The organism is Micromonospora sp. NPDC047074 (genome assembly GCF_040643815.1).
Taxonomy (GTDB): domain Bacteria; phylum Actinomycetota; class Actinomycetes; order Mycobacteriales; family Micromonosporaceae; genus Micromonospora.
On record NZ_JBEYVB010000023.1, the window covers coordinates 26,159 to 41,767 of the forward strand.

At 72.2% G+C, this 15,609-nt stretch carries 12 protein-coding genes; 8 read left to right on the forward strand and 4 right to left on the reverse strand.

Going from position 1 to position 15,609, the window contains the following annotated elements; all coding sequences use genetic code 11:
• Positions 1-47: 47 nt before the first annotated feature.
• Positions 48-926 carry a hypothetical protein gene (locus ABZ809_RS23395; RefSeq protein ID WP_357564703.1) on the reverse strand — a complete coding sequence of 293 codons (879 nt, stop codon included), beginning with the start codon at positions 924-926 and terminating at the stop codon, positions 48-50.
• Positions 927-1,571: 645 nt separating this feature from the next.
• A complete protein-coding gene (locus tag ABZ809_RS23400; RefSeq protein ID WP_357564704.1) occupies positions 1,572-2,681 on the reverse strand; it encodes a cellulose binding domain-containing protein in 1,110 nt (369 codons plus the stop codon).
• A 268-nt stretch (positions 2,682-2,949) separates the two neighbouring features.
• Here ABZ809_RS23400 and ABZ809_RS23405 point away from each other — a divergent pair, with 268 nt between their 5' ends.
• From ABZ809_RS23405 to ABZ809_RS23420, 4 genes are all read left to right on the forward strand, one after another.
• Positions 2,950-4,188, forward strand: coding sequence for a S8 family peptidase (locus ABZ809_RS23405; protein WP_357564705.1), 1,239 nt, complete (start codon positions 2,950-2,952; stop codon positions 4,186-4,188).
• 170 nt (positions 4,189-4,358) lie between these two features.
• Complete coding sequence (locus ABZ809_RS23410) at positions 4,359-5,522, forward strand: hypothetical protein (RefSeq protein WP_357564706.1); 1,164 nt, start codon at positions 4,359-4,361, stop codon at positions 5,520-5,522.
• Positions 5,509-6,147 (forward strand): hypothetical protein, encoded by a 639-nt coding sequence (locus tag ABZ809_RS23415; RefSeq protein WP_357564707.1) that lies wholly within the window; start codon positions 5,509-5,511, stop codon positions 6,145-6,147. The genes ABZ809_RS23410 and ABZ809_RS23415 overlap by 14 nt, the downstream gene beginning before the upstream one ends.
• Before the next feature lie 208 nt (positions 6,148-6,355).
• Positions 6,356-7,828: a cellulase family glycosylhydrolase gene (locus tag ABZ809_RS23420; RefSeq protein ID WP_357564708.1), complete on the forward strand. Its 1,473-nt coding sequence runs from the start codon at positions 6,356-6,358 to the stop codon at positions 7,826-7,828.
• 64 nt (positions 7,829-7,892) lie between these two features.
• Here the strand turns inward: ABZ809_RS23420 and ABZ809_RS23425 are convergent, their stop codons facing one another.
• Both ABZ809_RS23425 and ABZ809_RS23430 read right to left on the reverse strand, forming a co-directional pair.
• Positions 7,893-8,453, reverse strand: a complete 561-nt coding sequence (locus ABZ809_RS23425) for a GNAT family N-acetyltransferase (RefSeq protein WP_357564709.1) — start codon at positions 8,451-8,453, stop codon at positions 7,893-7,895.
• Complete coding sequence (locus tag ABZ809_RS23430) at positions 8,450-10,516, reverse strand: penicillin acylase family protein (RefSeq protein WP_357564710.1); 2,067 nt, start codon at positions 10,514-10,516, stop codon at positions 8,450-8,452. Before ABZ809_RS23430 ends, ABZ809_RS23425 begins: the two co-directional genes overlap by 4 nt.
• A 99-nt stretch (positions 10,517-10,615) precedes the next feature.
• Between ABZ809_RS23430 and ABZ809_RS23435 the strand changes: the two genes are divergently transcribed.
• The 4 genes from ABZ809_RS23435 (at position 10,616) to ABZ809_RS23450 (ending at position 15,606) form a co-directional block, all read left to right on the forward strand.
• Positions 10,616-11,326: a siderophore-interacting protein gene (locus ABZ809_RS23435; RefSeq protein WP_357564711.1), complete on the forward strand. Its 711-nt coding sequence runs from the start codon at positions 10,616-10,618 to the stop codon at positions 11,324-11,326.
• Positions 11,323-12,564, forward strand: a complete 1,242-nt coding sequence (locus ABZ809_RS23440) for an MFS transporter (RefSeq protein ID WP_357564712.1) — start codon at positions 11,323-11,325, stop codon at positions 12,562-12,564. The genes ABZ809_RS23435 and ABZ809_RS23440 overlap by 4 nt, the downstream gene beginning before the upstream one ends.
• A gap of 158 nt (positions 12,565-12,722) precedes the next feature.
• On the forward strand, positions 12,723-14,279 hold the full coding sequence (locus ABZ809_RS23445) for an aspartate aminotransferase family protein (protein ID WP_357564713.1): 1,557 nt from the start codon (positions 12,723-12,725) through the stop codon (positions 14,277-14,279).
• 28 nt (positions 14,280-14,307) lie between these two features.
• Positions 14,308-15,606, forward strand: a complete 1,299-nt coding sequence (locus ABZ809_RS23450; RefSeq protein ID WP_357564714.1) for a SidA/IucD/PvdA family monooxygenase — start codon at positions 14,308-14,310, stop codon at positions 15,604-15,606.
• The last annotated feature ends 3 nt before the right edge of the window (positions 15,607-15,609 follow it).

Consider the following 15,609-nt stretch of genomic DNA (forward strand, 5'->3'; position numbering starts at 1 on the left):
CGGGGAGGGAGCGCTGTCGCGCCCCTCCCCGCCGCCGACGTAGCCGCTCAGGACAGGAACTTGTCCAGGGCCGCCTCGATGGTGCCGGAGTCCGGCGCCGCGTACGACCGCATGGTGCTCTTGTTGTACGAGATGAAGCTCGGGCACCGGTTCGCCGGGGCGCTCACGGTGCCGCCGTCGCCGATCTTCTCGCCGGTCTTGGCGGCGTAGAAGGTCAGGGTGTAGCTCGACGAGACGTAGTCGACGGTGACCTGCTTGTCCGAGCTGTCCTTGTACTGGCACTTCCGCGGCGTGCCCTGGCTGCCGTCCACGAACTTCAGGCAGCCGACCACCGACACCGTGGTGAAGTCGGCGCTCTTGGCGTAGTAGGGCTTGTTGGAGGCGATGCTCCGCGACGACCAGGAGGTCTGCCGGTCGGGGTTGTTCGAGAACGTGTACGCCTTGGCGCCGGCCGGGCCGCTGTAGGTCGCCGCGTTCAGGATCGCCCCGCCCTCGCACACGTTCGACAGGTCGCTGGAGTAGCGCGCGGTCACCGCGTTGTTGTTCGGCGGCGGGTCCTGCTGCCCGGGTGTGGGGGAGGCGTCGGTGCCCGGCGAGGTGTTTCCACCACCGGCGTCGGGGGTGGGGCTGGAGGACGCGACCACCACGGGCTCGTCGTCATCGTTGACGAGCACGAAGCCGATGCCGGCGCCGCAGATGGCGAGTACGAGGACCACCGCACCGGCGACCAGCCCGATGACCAGGCCCTTGTTCGACTTCTGCGGCGGCGGGAGAGGGGCGCCGTACTGCGGCTGGGCTGGCTGCCCGTATCCCGGGTACCCGCCCGGTGCCGGGTATCCGCCCTGCTGCGGGGCCGGCGGCCCGCTCCAGGGGGTGACGTTCGGGTCCGGCTGCTGCCCTCCGTACGGAGGGTAACTGTCGCTCATGTGATGCCCTATCGATGTCGACGTGTGCCCAGGCACGGGATCATCGAACAGGGTAGTGAGCGCTGCAAACCCGGATGCCGGGCGGCCGAACCCGGGCGGCCCGGGTGGCCGGTGCCGGTGGCGCGTCCGGTGACTCTCGGTGCAGGCTACCCCTCCGTACGTGTGTGGTGTCGCCCCAATTTGGAGGGTGGCGACGCCCCGAATCCCGGTCGCCGGAAGGGAATTCCGTTGTGCGGCCATTGTCGGGCGGGGCGGGAAGGCGCAGAGGGGCTTAATGTGACCAAGCTCACTCAAAGACGGGCCGAGACGTAGGTGACACCGAGATGCCCACGGTTCCCCGATGGCTGTCGGATGCCAAAACCTGCCGCCCCGGAAGACCTTGCCGTTCGGCCCGCTCCCACCCGTGCCCGCGATCTTGCACTTCCTGCCCCTCCCGTCGGCGATCTTGCACTTCCTGCCCTGACAAAAAGGGTGTATGTCGCAAGAGTGGGGCCGAAAGTGCAAGATCGCCGGTGCGGGGTGCGGGGTGCGGGGTGCGGGGTGCGGGGTGCGGGGTGCGGGGTGCGGGTGTGGGCGGCGGCCCGGACGGTGTTTCGTGGGTGTCCGGGCCGCCGGTGGTGGCGCTGGGGGTGGTGTCGTGGCGGATCAGCCCGTGGTGCAGTTCACCGTGGGCTCGCCGGGGCTTCCGGCGGTGCTGCCGAGGAAGCCGAAGGTGGCCTGCGCGCCGGGTGCCAGGGCGCCGTTCCACTCCACGTTGCGGGCGGTGACCTCGGCTCCGCTCTGGGTCAGCCGGGCGTTCCAGGCCTGACTGATCGCCTGGCCGGCGGCGAGGGTGAAGCGGGCGGTCCACCCGGAGATCGGCGCGGTGCCCGAGTTGCGTACCGTCACCTCGCCCTGGAAGCCGCCCTGCCACTGGCCCACCACCCGGAAGCTCGCGGTGCAGCCGGTGGGGGCCGGCGTGGGGCTGCCGGTCGGCGTCGGGGTCGGGCTGCCGGTGGGGCTCGGCGTGGGGCTGCCCGTGGGCGTCGGGGTGACGCCGCCGAGCGCGGCGGTCAGGGCCGGGTACCAGCGGTCGGCCATCTTCTGGTCGCCGGACGCGTTCGGGTGCACCCCGTCGTAGGTGTCGGTGGCCGTGCTGAATCCGGTCCACTGGTCGACCACCACCACGGGGGAGGCCGCGGTGGTGGTCGCCGCGGCCCAGCCGTCGATGGCGGAGTTCAGCGCGACCGTCCGCTGGCCGCACGCCGGGCAGGTGGGCGGGGCCATCGGGATGATCTTCGCGACGAGGACCTTCGTCGCCGGGTTGCTGGCCCGCATCTGGTCCACCAGTCGGCTGTACGCGGCGAGGATGGTGGCGGGCGGGATGTTGCTCCACACGTCGTTGGTGCCGAAGTGCATCAGGACGATGTCGGGCCGGGTGGCGGCGAGCCAGCCCGGCAACAGGTTCTGGTTGGCCACGTTGGTCACCAGGTAGCCGCCGTGTCCCTCGTTGTCGCCGTCGTGCGGCTGGCCGCACCCCTGCGGGCCGAGGGTGCCGACGAAGTCGATGTTCGTGTGGCCGGTGGACTGGAGGCGGTTCCAGAGCAGGGATCGCCAGCAGCCGGGCGAGCCGGTGATGGAGTCGCCCAGCGGCATGACCCGCACCGGCGTGGCGGCCGCCGGGGCGGGGGAGGGGGCGGAGAGCCCGACGGCGAGGGCGAGGGGGATGGCCGCCAGCGCGGCGAGCAGGGCGTGGATCAAAGGCCTTCGGAGCATGGTGGAGGAACTCCTGTCACAGGTCGAGGTGCGATGTGTGACGGCCCGGTGCTCCCCCGGCAGTCAACCAGAGAACCCGACGCATCTCAATGGAATGCCCTCTCACGCAAGTCATTCACGTTCATCTTTATCAACATCATTCTCACATCGTGAACATCAACAAAATGTACGGACATGAATGTGACGGCTAAGGTTTCCTCATCGTCCAGATCGCCTCCCGGGTGAGCTACGAGCTGCCCGGAGGCCACCACAGTAGGAGGACCGGGAGATGACACTCCCTCGCACTCGCCGGCGTACTCTCGCCGTCGCGGCCAGCGTGTTCGCCAGCGCAGCCATGGTCACCACCATGCTCGGCGCCCCGGCGGCAGCGGCCCCGGCAACCGGCGAGATCCGTAGCGCCGGTGGCGCGACCGCCCTGGCCGACAGCTACATCGTGGTACTCAAGGACAGCAGCGTCGGCGGCCGCGCCGGCACCCGGCAGGCCGCGGTGAAGGACACCGCCGGCAGCCTCGCCAAGCGCTTCGGCGGCGCCGTGGGCCACGTCTACGGCGACGCGCTCAACGGCTTCGAGGTGAAGCTGTCGGAGCAGGCCGCCAAGCGTCTCGCCGCGCACCCCGCCGTCGAGTACGTGGAGCAGAACCACACCGTGCAGATGACGGCCACCCAGAACAACCCGCCGTGGGGGCTCGACCGGATCGACCAGCGGAACCTGCCGCTGAGCGCCAGCTACACCTACAACAGCAGCGGCAACGGCGTCACGGCGTACATCATCGACACCGGCATCCGGACCACCCACGTGGACTTCGCCGGCGCGGCCGTCGACGGCTACGACGCGATCGACAACGCCCTGCCGGCCGCCGACTGCAACGGCCACGGCACCCACGTCGCGGGCACCGTCGGCGGCAACACCTACGGCGTCGCGAAGAACGTCCGGCTGGTGGCCGTCCGCGTGCTCAACTGCCAGGGCAGCGGCACCTGGGCGCAGGTCATCGCCGGCATCAACTGGGTGACCTCGAACCACCAGGCGGGTCAGCCGGCGGTGGCGAACATGAGCCTCGGCGGCGCGACCAACGCCTCCCTGAACACCGCCGTGGCCAACTCGATCGCCGACGGCATCACCTACGCCGTGGCCTCCGGCAACTCGAACGCCAACGCCTGCAACTTCTCGCCGGCCTCCGTGCCGACGGCGCTGACCGTCAACGCGTCGCAGAGCAACGACGCGCGGGCCTCGTTCTCCAACTGGGGCACCTGCACCGACCTGTTCGCCCCCGGCGTGGGCGTGCTGTCCGCCTGGTCCACCAGCGACACCGCCACCTCCTCCATCAGCGGCACCTCGATGGCCTCCCCGCACGTCGCGGGCGCGGCTGCCCGGGTGCTCAGCGTCAACCCGAGCTGGACGCCCGCCCAGGTGCACTCGTACATCGTCAGCCAGTCCACGCCCAACGTGATCACCAGCCCGGGCACCGGCTCGCCGAACCGCCTGCTGTACCTCGCGCCCACCTTCTGACGGCACCGTCGTCCTGACCGACACCGTCGTCGCACCGGCCCCGAGGCGTCCCCGCCCCGGGGCCGGTGCCCGTCGGGCCCCGGCCGGGCGCCTCCACCTCGTGGATGGCGGGGCGGCGAGCGTAGGGCGGACCAGCTAGTCTGGCCGGCTGCCCACGCGAAAGGTCGACCATGACAACGGACCGAGTCCAGCTCTCCGAACTCTGGAGGTTGACCTGGAAGGACGTCGACCCCGCTGCGCGGCCCGCGTTCGACCCCGCCGACGTCGCACAGGTGGTGAGGGCGCTGCCGCCGGCCGCCGAGGTTCCACCGGCCGGCACCGACTGGCGGCTCACCGACTTCTGGTACGACCGGATGACGGCGGCGCTGGTCGAGCGTCTGGGCGTCTGGGTCGTGGGCTGGCCGTACACCGTCGAGATGGAGGACCACCAGGACCGCGGTGTCATCCCGGTCTGGCGGACGGGACGCCCTCCGGTGACGACACCGGCCGAGACCCTGGCCCGCTTCGCCGACGCCGTGGTGGCCTGGCACGAACTGCTGGTCGAGTTCGCCACCGATGCCCGTGGCCGGTTCGCCGCGGCGGCCCCGACGGCAGCGGATGGCACTGGCGATCCGCCGGCCTGGCGGGCCGTGAAGGGTCACGGCATGGTGGTCGTCCACACCGGTCTCCCGGACGGTCGTCTGCCCGATCCGAGGGAGCTGAGCTGGGCGGAGGTCGACCCGGCCGGCCGGGACTTCGATCCGGGGACGGTGCCGGCGACAGCGGCCGGCCTGGTCGCGGCGTTCGAGCCGCCGTCCGCGGAGGCCGACTGGCGTCTGAAGGACCTGTGGCTGGAGAACGTGACGACAGGGCTCGTCGACCGGTACGGGCGGTGGGCGGTGGGCTGGCGCTGGTCGGTCGGCGAGGGCGATCTCGACGGTGGCCCGGTCGGCTCCTGGTGCTGCTTCCCGCACTCGGTCACCACACCGGAGGCGACCGCGGCCACGATCGTCGCGGCCCTGGTGGAGTGGCACGACTGGTTGGCCGACCTGGCGGAGCGGTTCGACCGGTTCCTGCCGCTGCCCGCCGGGGACCTGGACGGTTGGGAACGCGCGGTCGCTCACCTGGTGACCGCGGTCGGTGACCGCACGCAGTACGAGTCGGCCTGGTACGGCTGTTGTCGGACCGTGCTCGGCTGGTTCCTCGACGCGGCCGGCATCGCGGCCACCCGGCGGGAGGAGTTGCTCGAACACGCGATCGCCGGCCGGTTCGACAGTTGGTTGGAGCCGCCGGGAGCGGTCGTGGAGTCGGTGGCCGGGCAACTGGCGCGGCGGGTGGCCGGTGACCACCCCTGATCACCTGGTGGTGTGGCAGCGGGTGCGGGAACAGGTGGCCTGGCGGGACATCGTGCCACACCCGGATACTCCGGTGTCCGGCCTTCGGGACGGCTTCGTCGGCTTCGCCGCAGGAACTGCCGGGCGTGGCCCGCGACGGTTGAGCCGGCTGCTGAGCGCGTACGACGACGTGCGGTGCGAGGCGGCCGCCAACGCCGACCTCACCATGGACCTGCTGGCCCGCTGGAACCGGATCGTCCGTGGTGTCCCGGTCGCGGCGTTCCGCCGGGCACCGGCGTACGCGAAGAACGGCCGGGAACGGTACGGCCTGCACGCCGACACCGAGGCCCGGTTCGCCTCCTGCCTGGCGGCGACCGCCGACCAGGAAACGCCGGTGACGGCCCGCGCGGCCCGGGCCTACCTCGACGTGGCCTTCTACCACCCGTACGACGACGGCAACGCCCGCCTGGCCGGGCTGGTGCTCCAGTTCGTGCTGCTGCGCGGGAGCGTCGAACTCGACGAGGTCACGCCGATCCTCACGACGGTGCGTCGCGCCGACGACGCCGCAGGCGCAGCGGACCTGGCCCGACTGGTCCACGGGATCGCCGCGGCCACCCGTCGCCGATGGCTGCGGGCGAGCATCTAGCACTGTCCATGTTGCGGGGAGCCGGCGGCGCGCCTAAGCTGCCGATCAATGGGAGCGCTCCCGGCCCGATGGGCAGGGACTTTCCGTGAGCCTCCCGGCCAGCCGGCCCGTCGTCGGGCCGCTGCCGTACGCGTGTGGGCGGACGTGGCGTCCCGCCGCCCTGTGCTCCGGCACCCCCCACCACCGATCGGAAGCGAAGGCACCCCGCATGAAGCTCCTACCGCGCCTGTCCCGGCGCACCCTGGTCATGGCCGGCGCGGTCGGCGCGCTGACCGTCGCGGCATCGGCGGTCGTCCCCACCGCCGACGCGCAGGCCGCGACGGGCTGCGCCGTCACCTACACCACCACCAGTTGGGCCGGCGGCTTCACCGCGAACATCGCCATCAAGAACCTGGGCGACGCGGTCGACGGCTGGACGCTCGGCTTCACCTTCCCGGACGCCGGCCAGCGGGTCGGCCAGGGCTGGTCGGCGACCTGGAGCCAGACCGGCGCCGCCGTCACCGCGCGCAACGTGGCGTGGAACGGCACGCTGGCGACCGGCGCGTCGACCAGCATCGGGTTCAACGGCACCTGGGCCAGCGCCAACCCCGTCCCGACGTCGTTCACCCTCAACGGCACGGCGTGCACCGGCACGACCACGCCGACCACCCCGCCGCCGCCCACGACCCCGCCGCCGACGACGCCGCCCCCCACGACCCCGCCACCGACGACGCCGCCGCCCACCACGCCGCCGCCCGGCGGGGTGACCCCGGTCGCGATCAACGGCCAGCTACGGGTGTGCGGCGCCAACCTGTGCAACCAGTACGGGAAGCCGATCCAACTGCGCGGCATGAGCACCCACGGCATCCAGTGGTTCGCCAACTGCCTCAACGACGCCTCGCTCGACGCGCTCGCCGACGACTGGCGGGCCGACCTGCTGCGGATCGCCATGTACGTGCAGGAGGACGGCTACGAGACCGACCCGGCCGGATTCACCAACCGGGTCAACGGCCTCGTCGACGAGGCTGAGCAGCGGGGCATGTACGCGCTGATCGACTTCCACACGCTGACGCCGGGCGACCCGATGTACAACCTGGAGCGGGCCAAGACCTTCTTCGGCGCGGTCTCCGCCCGCAACGCCGCCAAGAAGAACGTCATCTACGAGATCGCCAACGAGCCGAACGGCGTCAGCTGGGCGACCATCAAGAGCTACGCCGAGCAGGTCATTCCGGTCATCCGCGCCAACGACCCGGACGCGGTGGTCGTGGTCGGTACCCGGGGCTGGTCCTCGCTCGGCGTCTCCGACGGCTCGAACGCCAACGAGATCATCAACAACCCGGTGAACGCCACCAACGTCATGTACACGTTCCACTTCTACGCCGCGTCCCACAAGGACAACTACCGGGCCGAGGTGGAGCGGGCCGCCGCCCGGCTGCCGTTGTTCGTCACGGAGTTCGGCACGGTGGCGTACACGGGTGACGGCGGGGTGGACGTGGCCAGCAGCACCGCCTGGATCGACCTGCTGGACCGCCTGAAGATCAGTTACGCGAACTGGACCTACTCGGACAAGGCCGAGGGCAGCGCCGCGCTGCGGCCGGGCACCTGTGCCAGCGGCGTCTACACCGGCCCGAACGTGCTCACCCAGTCGGGCGCCCTCGTCCGGGACCGCATCCGTACCCCGGACAACTTCCCCACCGCCTGATCGACCGGTCCCCACGCGGGGCCCCGCCGGAACCCGGCGGGGCCCCGCCGCGCGTTGCCGGCCGTCACGCCGGTGCGGGGTGGTTGGCCTCGAACCGCTCCCGGCTCAGGAACGCCAGTTGGGCCCGCTTGTCGGGCATGTCGATTTCGGCGTCCAGGGTGAAGCCCTCCCGCTCCAGCCGTTGCAGCGCCCGGTGGTTGCGCACGTCGGGCTCGACGACGATCCGCTGCCGGGTGGGGTCGCTGAACAGGAACCGGGCGAGGGCGGGGCCGACGGCGTCGGTCAGACCCTTCGGCGGGCGGTTGCCCGGGGCGAGCAGCAGGTGCATCCCGACGTCGCCGTCCTGGACCGGGTAACGCTCGCCGACCGGGTCCGCCTCCGGCTGGTAGGTCTGGAAGATGCCGATGGGCGTGTCGTCCAGCGTGACCAGGTACGCGTGGTGGGTGTCGAGGCTGTCGACGAACTCGTAGATCTCCCGTACGTCGTCGACGGAGTGCGACCCCATGCCCCAGAAGGCGGCCCGGGGCTCGGTCACCCACCCGTGCACCAGCTCCGCGTGTGTCTCCGGGTGCAGCACGACGAGCGAGAGCTCGCCGAGGTCGGGAATCTTCTCCTGGTATGTCATGGTGTCTCGTTTCCTGGTTCTCGGGTGAGTTGGTGCCAGTCGGTGACCACCGGGACCAGCTCTCCGCCGGCCCACAGTGGCAGTTGGTCGTCGAAGTGCGGGTCGCCAGGGCGTCCGGAGGCGCCGAAGGGGACGACCCAGCGGCTCTGGGCGCGGTCGGCCAGGTGCCACACGTAGCGGGCCACCGGGCCCCGCCAGCACGCGTCGGACACCCCGGGGACGCTCGACGTGGCCAGCACGCAGTCGGAGTCGCCGGCCAGCGTGACCCGCGACCGCATGGCGTGGACCGCCTCGTCGACCTCCGGCGCCACGCCGAGGTGCACGGGGTGCAGCACGTGCCGGCGCCCCCACGGGCCGGGCGGGTCGCCGGCCGCGACGTCCTCGAGGGCGGCGGCGGCCACCGGGCCGACCTCCCCGCCGAGGCGGTGCAGGCCGGTGGCCACCCCGTCCAGGGCGTGGCCGATGCGGGCCAGCGGGTCGGTCCACGGCGTGAACAGCTCGTCGAACGCGCTCCGGGCGTGCAGCGGGCGCAGGCAGGGGTGGTCGTACAGCCGGCGGGCCAGGGCCGCGCGCCAGGCCGCGTAGGCGCCGGCGTCCGCGCTGTCGGCCGACATGTGCCCGTCCCACGTGGTCAGCCGGTCGCGCAGGCGCCGCGCCGGCTCGCTGAGGCCGCCCGGGTCGAGCCGGTCGAGCACGGCGCGCAGGGCGCCGGCCTCCAGCCGGGTGTCCATGTGTACGGCCGCCGCCTCCGTGCCCTCGTCGAGCAGGGCGCGGATGCGGCGGGCGCGGTGCGGCGGGGCGAAGTCGGTGCCGAGGTCCGCCACGTCGGTCCGGCGGTTGTTGGCGCAGACAGCGATGCCGTCGACCGTGCTGCGGCGGGGTGCGGCGTACCCGCCGTGCCACGCGTACCGCGGCTCCCAGCCCGGCACGGGCTCCCGCCGGCACCGGTCGTCGCGGGTGGGGACGAGCCCGGCGACCAACTGGTGGACCGTTCCGTTCCGGTCGGCGACCAGGACGCTGTTGACCGGCTCGACCCAGTCCCGCAGCGCGTCCGCGACGTCGTCGGCGCTCCTGGCACGCAGCAGCGGCAGCAGCGCGTCGAAGCCGAGGCGCGCCTCGACCCGGCTGGGCGTACGCAGGCTGATCGCCTCGCCGGTGGCCCGGTCGTGGTCGACGACCGGGCCCCGGGGCGTCTCGATCACCTCGACCGACTCCGGTTCGCCGCCGCGGACCTCGATCCGCTCGACGTGCCGGTGGGCGGGCGCCCAGCCGTCCGCCTCGCGGACCAGCACCCGGTCGCCGTCGTGGCGCAACTGCTCCCGGTAGAGGTCCTGGTAGTCGGCCATCGCGTTGGTGACGGCCCAGGCGACCTCGCCCGCGTGTCCGAAGTGGGGGAGGCCGGGAACCCCCGGGAAGGCGAAGCCGAACACGTCGAACTCGGGGCAGGCGAGGCGCACCTGCTGGTAGATGTTCGGCAGTTCGAGGATGCGGTGCGGGTCGCCGGCGACGACCGGCGCCCGCCCGGCGTCCGGGTCGCCGGGCGTCACCCAGGCGTTGCTGCCCGCCCCGCCGGGGCCCTCGACGGCGAACAGGTCGGCCGCCGACGGGCCGAGGGTGGCGGCGACGTGGGCGTGCCACAGCTTGTTGGGGAAGGTGGAGAAGAGCACGTGCTGGACGAGGAAGACGCCCAGCGGCGACCACGGCCGCCACCGGCCCGGGGTGGCGCCGACGGCCGCGAACTCGGGTGCCGCGGCGGCTCCCTCGGCGAGCGCCTCGTTGACGCCGTCCACATAGGCGGTGACCCACCGTCGGGTGTCGGGGGCGAGCCCGTCGAAGCAGCGGCGGGCGGTGTCGTCGAGGCGGACCCGGCGGGCGAATTTGTCCCAGCCCAGCTCAGCGGCGCCGACGTGCTCGGCCAGCCGGCCCTCCGAGCGCCACCGTTCGACCTCGATCTGCCAGGCGCGGTCGGCGGCGGCGACCCGCCCCTGCAACCGGGCGAGTTCGTCGACGGTGCCGGCGCGCAGGTGTGGGATTCCCCACCGGTCGCGATAGACGCCGGTCAACGGGGGACCGGGCGGATGGGGTGGACTTCCCGACTGCCACAGGATCGTCAACTTAGGCTACCCTCCCCTAACTGAGGCAGACCTTACCTGGAGGGGTCCGTGAAGCGAAACTGGGAAGCGCTGGTGCTGAAGGCGATGGGCGGCCGCGACTTCCGGCTGACCGTGCTCGGCACCGAGCCGGTCGGCGAGCACTTCCGCCGGCTGCGCGTGGACGGCGGGGGCCTGCTGGAGGCCTGCGGCGTACACCCCACCATGTGGGTCCGGCTCTGGTTCGACAACGACGGCCGGCCGCACCAGCGCGCGTACACCCTCGTCGACCCGGACCCGGAGACCGGCCACTTCGACCTCGAGTTCGCCATCCACGACGGATGCGCCGCCCGCTGGGCCGCCGCCGCCCAGGTCGGCGACACCATCGACGCCACCGTCCAGGGCACCGGGTTCAGCCTGCCGGACCCGGCTCCGAGCCACCTCTACCTGGTCGGCGACGCCGCCTCGCTGCCGGCGGTGAACAGCCTGCTCGCCGCCGCCCCCGACGTCCCGGCGACGCTCTGGCTGGAGTACGCCCACGAGGGCGAGAAGGCGCTGGCGCCGAGCGCCCGGGCGGGACGGGAGATCACCTGGGTGCCGCGCCGCGACGGCGGGCAGCACCTGGTCGAGACGGTCTGCGCGGCCCTGCCCGCGGCCGACGACGCCCACTACTGGGTGGCCTGCGAGGCGGCCAGCACGCGGGGCATCACCAAGCACGTGCGGCGGACCCTGGGCGTCGGCAAGCACCAGCTCACCTCGCTCGCCTACTGGAGCGCCCGGTGAGGAGTCGCTACGGCACGCTCACCGCGCTCTACGTCACCCAGTACCTCGGCATCGGCTTCATCACCGTCGGGCTGACCGCCATCCTGCGCGACGGCGGCACCTCCCTCGACACGCTGGCCGTGTTGCAGATCGTCGGCCTGGTCTGGCCGATCAAGTTCCTCTGGGCGCCGATCCTCGACCGGTACGGCTCCCGGCACCGGGGCCACTACCGGTCCTGGCTGCTGGTGTTGCAGGGCGGGCTGGTGCTGGCCCTGCTGGCGCTGCTGCCGTTCGACCGCCCGGCCGGGCAGCTCGGCCCGGTCATCGCGATCTGCGTCGCGTACGTGTTCCTCTCCGCGACGCAGGACATCGCCGTCGACGCCGTCGCCGTCCGGCTGCTCTCCGATCGGGGCCGGGGGACCGGCAACGGCATCCAGGTCGCCGCGAGCTACGTCGGCAACCTGCTCGGCGGCGGCGCCTGCGTGGTCGTCTACGACCGGTTCGGCTGGGTGCCGGCGATCCTGCTGCTCGCCGCGCTGACCGCCGTCGGCCTGCTGGTGGTGTGGCGGTTCCGGGAGCCGGACCGCACGGACCGCGTCGCCAGCGCCGGTGCGGCGTACCGGGCGCTGCTGTCCGTGCTCGGCCAGCCCGGCTGCCGCCGGTGGACGTTCGGCGTGGTGCCGCTGGTCTACATCGGAGCCGGCGCGACGTACGCCCTCGTCACGCCGGCCCTGGTCGACGCGGGCTGGTCGCTGGGTCGGATCGGCGTGGTGACCGGCGTGGTGACGAGCCTGCCGGCGATCCTGGCCGGTCTGGTCGGCGGCGCCGCGGTCGGCCGGTTCGGGCGCGGGCGCGTGCTGGTCGCCGGCGGGGTGGCGCTCGCGCTGTCCACGGCGATGCTGCTGCCGCTGCTGAACGGCCGGGCGCCGCTGGCCGGGACGGTCGCCGCGCTGTGCTGCTTCATGGCCGCCTACACGGTCGCCAACGTCGTGCTCTACACGGTCAACATGGACTACTCCCGCCCCGGCACGGGTGGTACCGACTTCACGGTGCTGTCGTCGTTCGGCCTGGTCTGCTCGTTCGTGGCGGCCTCCGTCGCCCTGGCCGCCGCCGACCAGGTCGGCTACCCGGCGGTCGCGGTGGCCTCCGTCGTCCTGGTGGCGCTGGGCGTCGCGTTGGGTCTGACGCACCAGCGGAGGTTCCCGCGTCCGTCCGATGTGGCGCCGGACGGGCAGCCGCTGGCGGCGGTGCCGGGGTGAGTGAGGTCGCTCGCAACGCGGCAACAATATTGACACACAATTAGGTTAGGGTAACCTAAGTTGGCGCGAAAATGCCGGACCGCGGGGCGGAAGAAGACGTCCGACGTCCGATGTTCGACGTTCCCGCCACCATCCACCCCCGACCGTTGAGGACCCGCATGAGCCTGCCCGGATCCACCGCCCAGGTGCCGTCGACCGGGGTGACCCCCGGGTCGGACGGCGCCCGTGCCCACCTGTTCACCGCCGGTTCGGTCGAGGACTACCGGCGGGTGCTGGCCGACGGCATCGACCGGGTGGCGGCCCGGATGACCGGCGTGGACCGGCCGTTCACGGGTGTGACACCGGACGAGCTGGCGCCGCGGATCGCCGGCATCGACCTGGACCGGCCGCTGGCGGACACCGGCGCCGCGCTCGACGAGCTGCACGACGTCTACCTGCGCGACGCCGTCTACTTCCACCACCCCCGCTACCTGGCGCACCTCAACTGCCCGGTGGTGATCCCCGCGCTGCTCGGCGAGGCGGTGCTCAGTGCCGTCAACTCCTCGCTGGACACCTGGGACCAGAGCGCCGGGGGCACGCTGATCGAACGCCGGCTGGTCGACTGGACGACCGACCGGATCGGCCTGGGGCCGGCCGCCGACGGCATCTTCACCAGCGGCGGCACCCAGTCCAACCTCCAGGCGATGCTGCTGGCCCGCGAGGAGACCTGCGCGAACGTGGTCGGCCGCTCGGCCGAGCGGCCGTCGCGTCCGGAGCTGCTGTCCCGGCTGCGCATCATCACGTCGGCGGCCGGTCACTTCAGCGTGCAGAAGGCGGCCAAGCTGCTCGGCCTCGGCGCCGACGCGGTGGTCACCGTGCCCACCGACGCCGACCGGCGGATGAAGACCAACGACCTGGCCCGCGAGATCGACAGGTGCCGCAGCGAGGGGCTGCTGGTGATGGCCGTGGTCGCCACCGCCGGCACCACCGACTTCGGCAACATCGACCCGCTGCCGCAGATCGCCGACATCTGCACGGCCGCCGGCGTCTGGCTGCACGTCGACGCGGCGTACGGCTGCGGGTTGCTCGTGTCGCCGACCCGGCGGCACCTGCTCGACGGCATCGAGCGGGCCGACTCGGTCACCGTCGACTACCACAAGTCCTTCTTCCAGCCGGTCAGCTCCAGCGCGCTGCTGGTGCGCGACCGGCGGGTGCTGCGGCACGCCACCTGGCACGCCGACTACCTCAACCCGGCGCGGATGGTCGAGCAGCGCATCCCCAACCAGGTCGACAAGAGCATCCAGACCACCCGCCGTTTCGACGCCCTGAAGCTCTGGCTGACCCTGCGGATCATGGGGCCGGACGCGGTCGGCGCGCTCTTCGACGAGGTGATCGACCGGGCCGCCGACGCCTGGCGGCTGCTCACCGAGGATCCCCGCTTCGAGGTGGTGACCCGGTCGCAGCTGAGCACCGTGGTCTTCCGCTACCTGCCGGCCGGCGCCAACCGGGGCCTCGTCGACGACGCCAACCTGTACGCCCGCGAGGCGCTGGCGGCGTCCGGCGCCGGGCTCGTCGCCGGGACCAAGGTCGACGGCGCGCACTACCTGAAGTTCACCCTGCTCAACCCCGAGACCACGCTGGACGACATCGCCCACGTGCTCGACCTGATCGCCGAACACGCCGCCTGGTACGCGCAGACCAGGGCCACCGCCGAGCTGTCCTGCACCGTCGGCTGACGATCCCCACCCCGCACTGGAGAACCACATGTCGACGCACGACTTCATCGCCGTCGGGCTGGGCCCGTACAACCTGGGCCTGGCGTGCCTGACGGAGCCGATCGACGAACTCGACGGCCTCTTCCTGGAGGCGCGGGAGAGCATCAGCTGGCACCCCGGGATGCTGCTGGAGTCGACCCGGCTCCAGACGCCGTTCATCGCCGACCTGGTCACGCTCGCCGACCCCACCTCGCCGTACTCGTTCCTGAGCTACCTCAAGGAATCCGGCCGGCTCTACCCGTTCTACATCCGGGAGAGCTTCTTCCCGCTGCGCAGCGAGTACGACGACTACTGCCGCTGGGCGGCCGGCAAGCTCGACAACATCCGGTTCGGCCAGCAGGTCACCGCCGTCGGGTTCGACCCGGCCGACGAGCACTACACGGTCCGGGTGACGGTGACCGCCACCGGGGAGTCGGTCACCTACCGGGCCCGGCACCTGGTGCTCGGCACCGGCACGCCGCCGTACGTGCCCGAGTCCTGCGCGGGGCTCGGCGGCGACGTGATCCACAACTCGCGGTACCTCGAGCACCGGGCGGCGCTGCGCGCGAAGCGGAGCATCACGGTGGTCGGCAGCGGGCAGAGCGCCGCCGAGATCTACCACGACCTGCTCGGCGACATCGACTCCTGCGGCTACCAGCTCAACTGGGTCACGCGGTCGCCCCGGTTCTTCCCGCTCGAATACACCAAGCTCACCCTGGAGATCACCTCACCGGACTACGTGGACTACTTCCACGCCCTGCCCGAGGAGACCCGCTACCGGCTGGAGTCCGCGCAGAAGGGCCTGTTCAAGGGCATCAACGCCGACCTGATCAACGAGATCTACGACCTGCTCTACGCGAAGAGCATCCCCGGCCCGGTGCGGACCCGGCTGCTGACCAACACCGCGCTGACCACCGCCACCCACGACGAGGCCAGCGGGACCTACACGCTGGGGCTGCGCAACGTCGAGCAGGGGCACGACTTCACCCTGGACACCGAGGGGCTGGTGCTGGCCACCGGCTACCACTACCGGGTGCCGGAGTTCCTGGAGCCCGTCCGCGACCGGATCCGGTGGGACTCCCACGGCCGCTTCGACGTGGCCCGCAACTACAGCATCGACCACACCGGCCGGGGCATCTTCCTCCAGAACGCCGGCACCCACACGCACAGCATCACCTCGCCCGACCTGGGCATGGGCCCGTACCGCAACTCGTGGATCATCCGCGAGCTGCTGGGCCGCGAGCACTACCCGATCGAGAAGCGCATCGCCTTCCAGGAGTTCGGCGTGTCCGCCGGGGCCGCATCGTGACCG

Excerpts from the sequence above, each read along its gene's own strand:
- ABZ809_RS23450 (WP_357564714.1), top strand. The coding sequence starts at position 14,308 with ATGTCGACGCACGACTTCATCGCCGTCGGGCTGGGCCCGTACAACCTG.
- ABZ809_RS23395 (WP_357564703.1), bottom strand. The coding sequence starts at position 926 with ATGAGCGACAGTTACCCTCCGTACGGAGGGCAGCAGCCGGACCCGAAC.
- ABZ809_RS23410 (WP_357564706.1), top strand. The coding sequence starts at position 4,359 with ATGACAACGGACCGAGTCCAGCTCTCCGAACTCTGGAGGTTGACCTGG.
- ABZ809_RS23420 (WP_357564708.1), top strand. The coding sequence starts at position 6,356 with ATGAAGCTCCTACCGCGCCTGTCCCGGCGCACCCTGGTCATGGCCGGC.
- ABZ809_RS23445 (WP_357564713.1), top strand. The coding sequence starts at position 12,723 with ATGAGCCTGCCCGGATCCACCGCCCAGGTGCCGTCGACCGGGGTGACC.
- ABZ809_RS23400 (WP_357564704.1), bottom strand. The coding sequence starts at position 2,681 with ATGCTCCGAAGGCCTTTGATCCACGCCCTGCTCGCCGCGCTGGCGGCC.
- ABZ809_RS23405 (WP_357564705.1), top strand. The coding sequence starts at position 2,950 with ATGACACTCCCTCGCACTCGCCGGCGTACTCTCGCCGTCGCGGCCAGC.
- ABZ809_RS23425 (WP_357564709.1), bottom strand. The coding sequence starts at position 8,453 with ATGACATACCAGGAGAAGATTCCCGACCTCGGCGAGCTCTCGCTCGTC.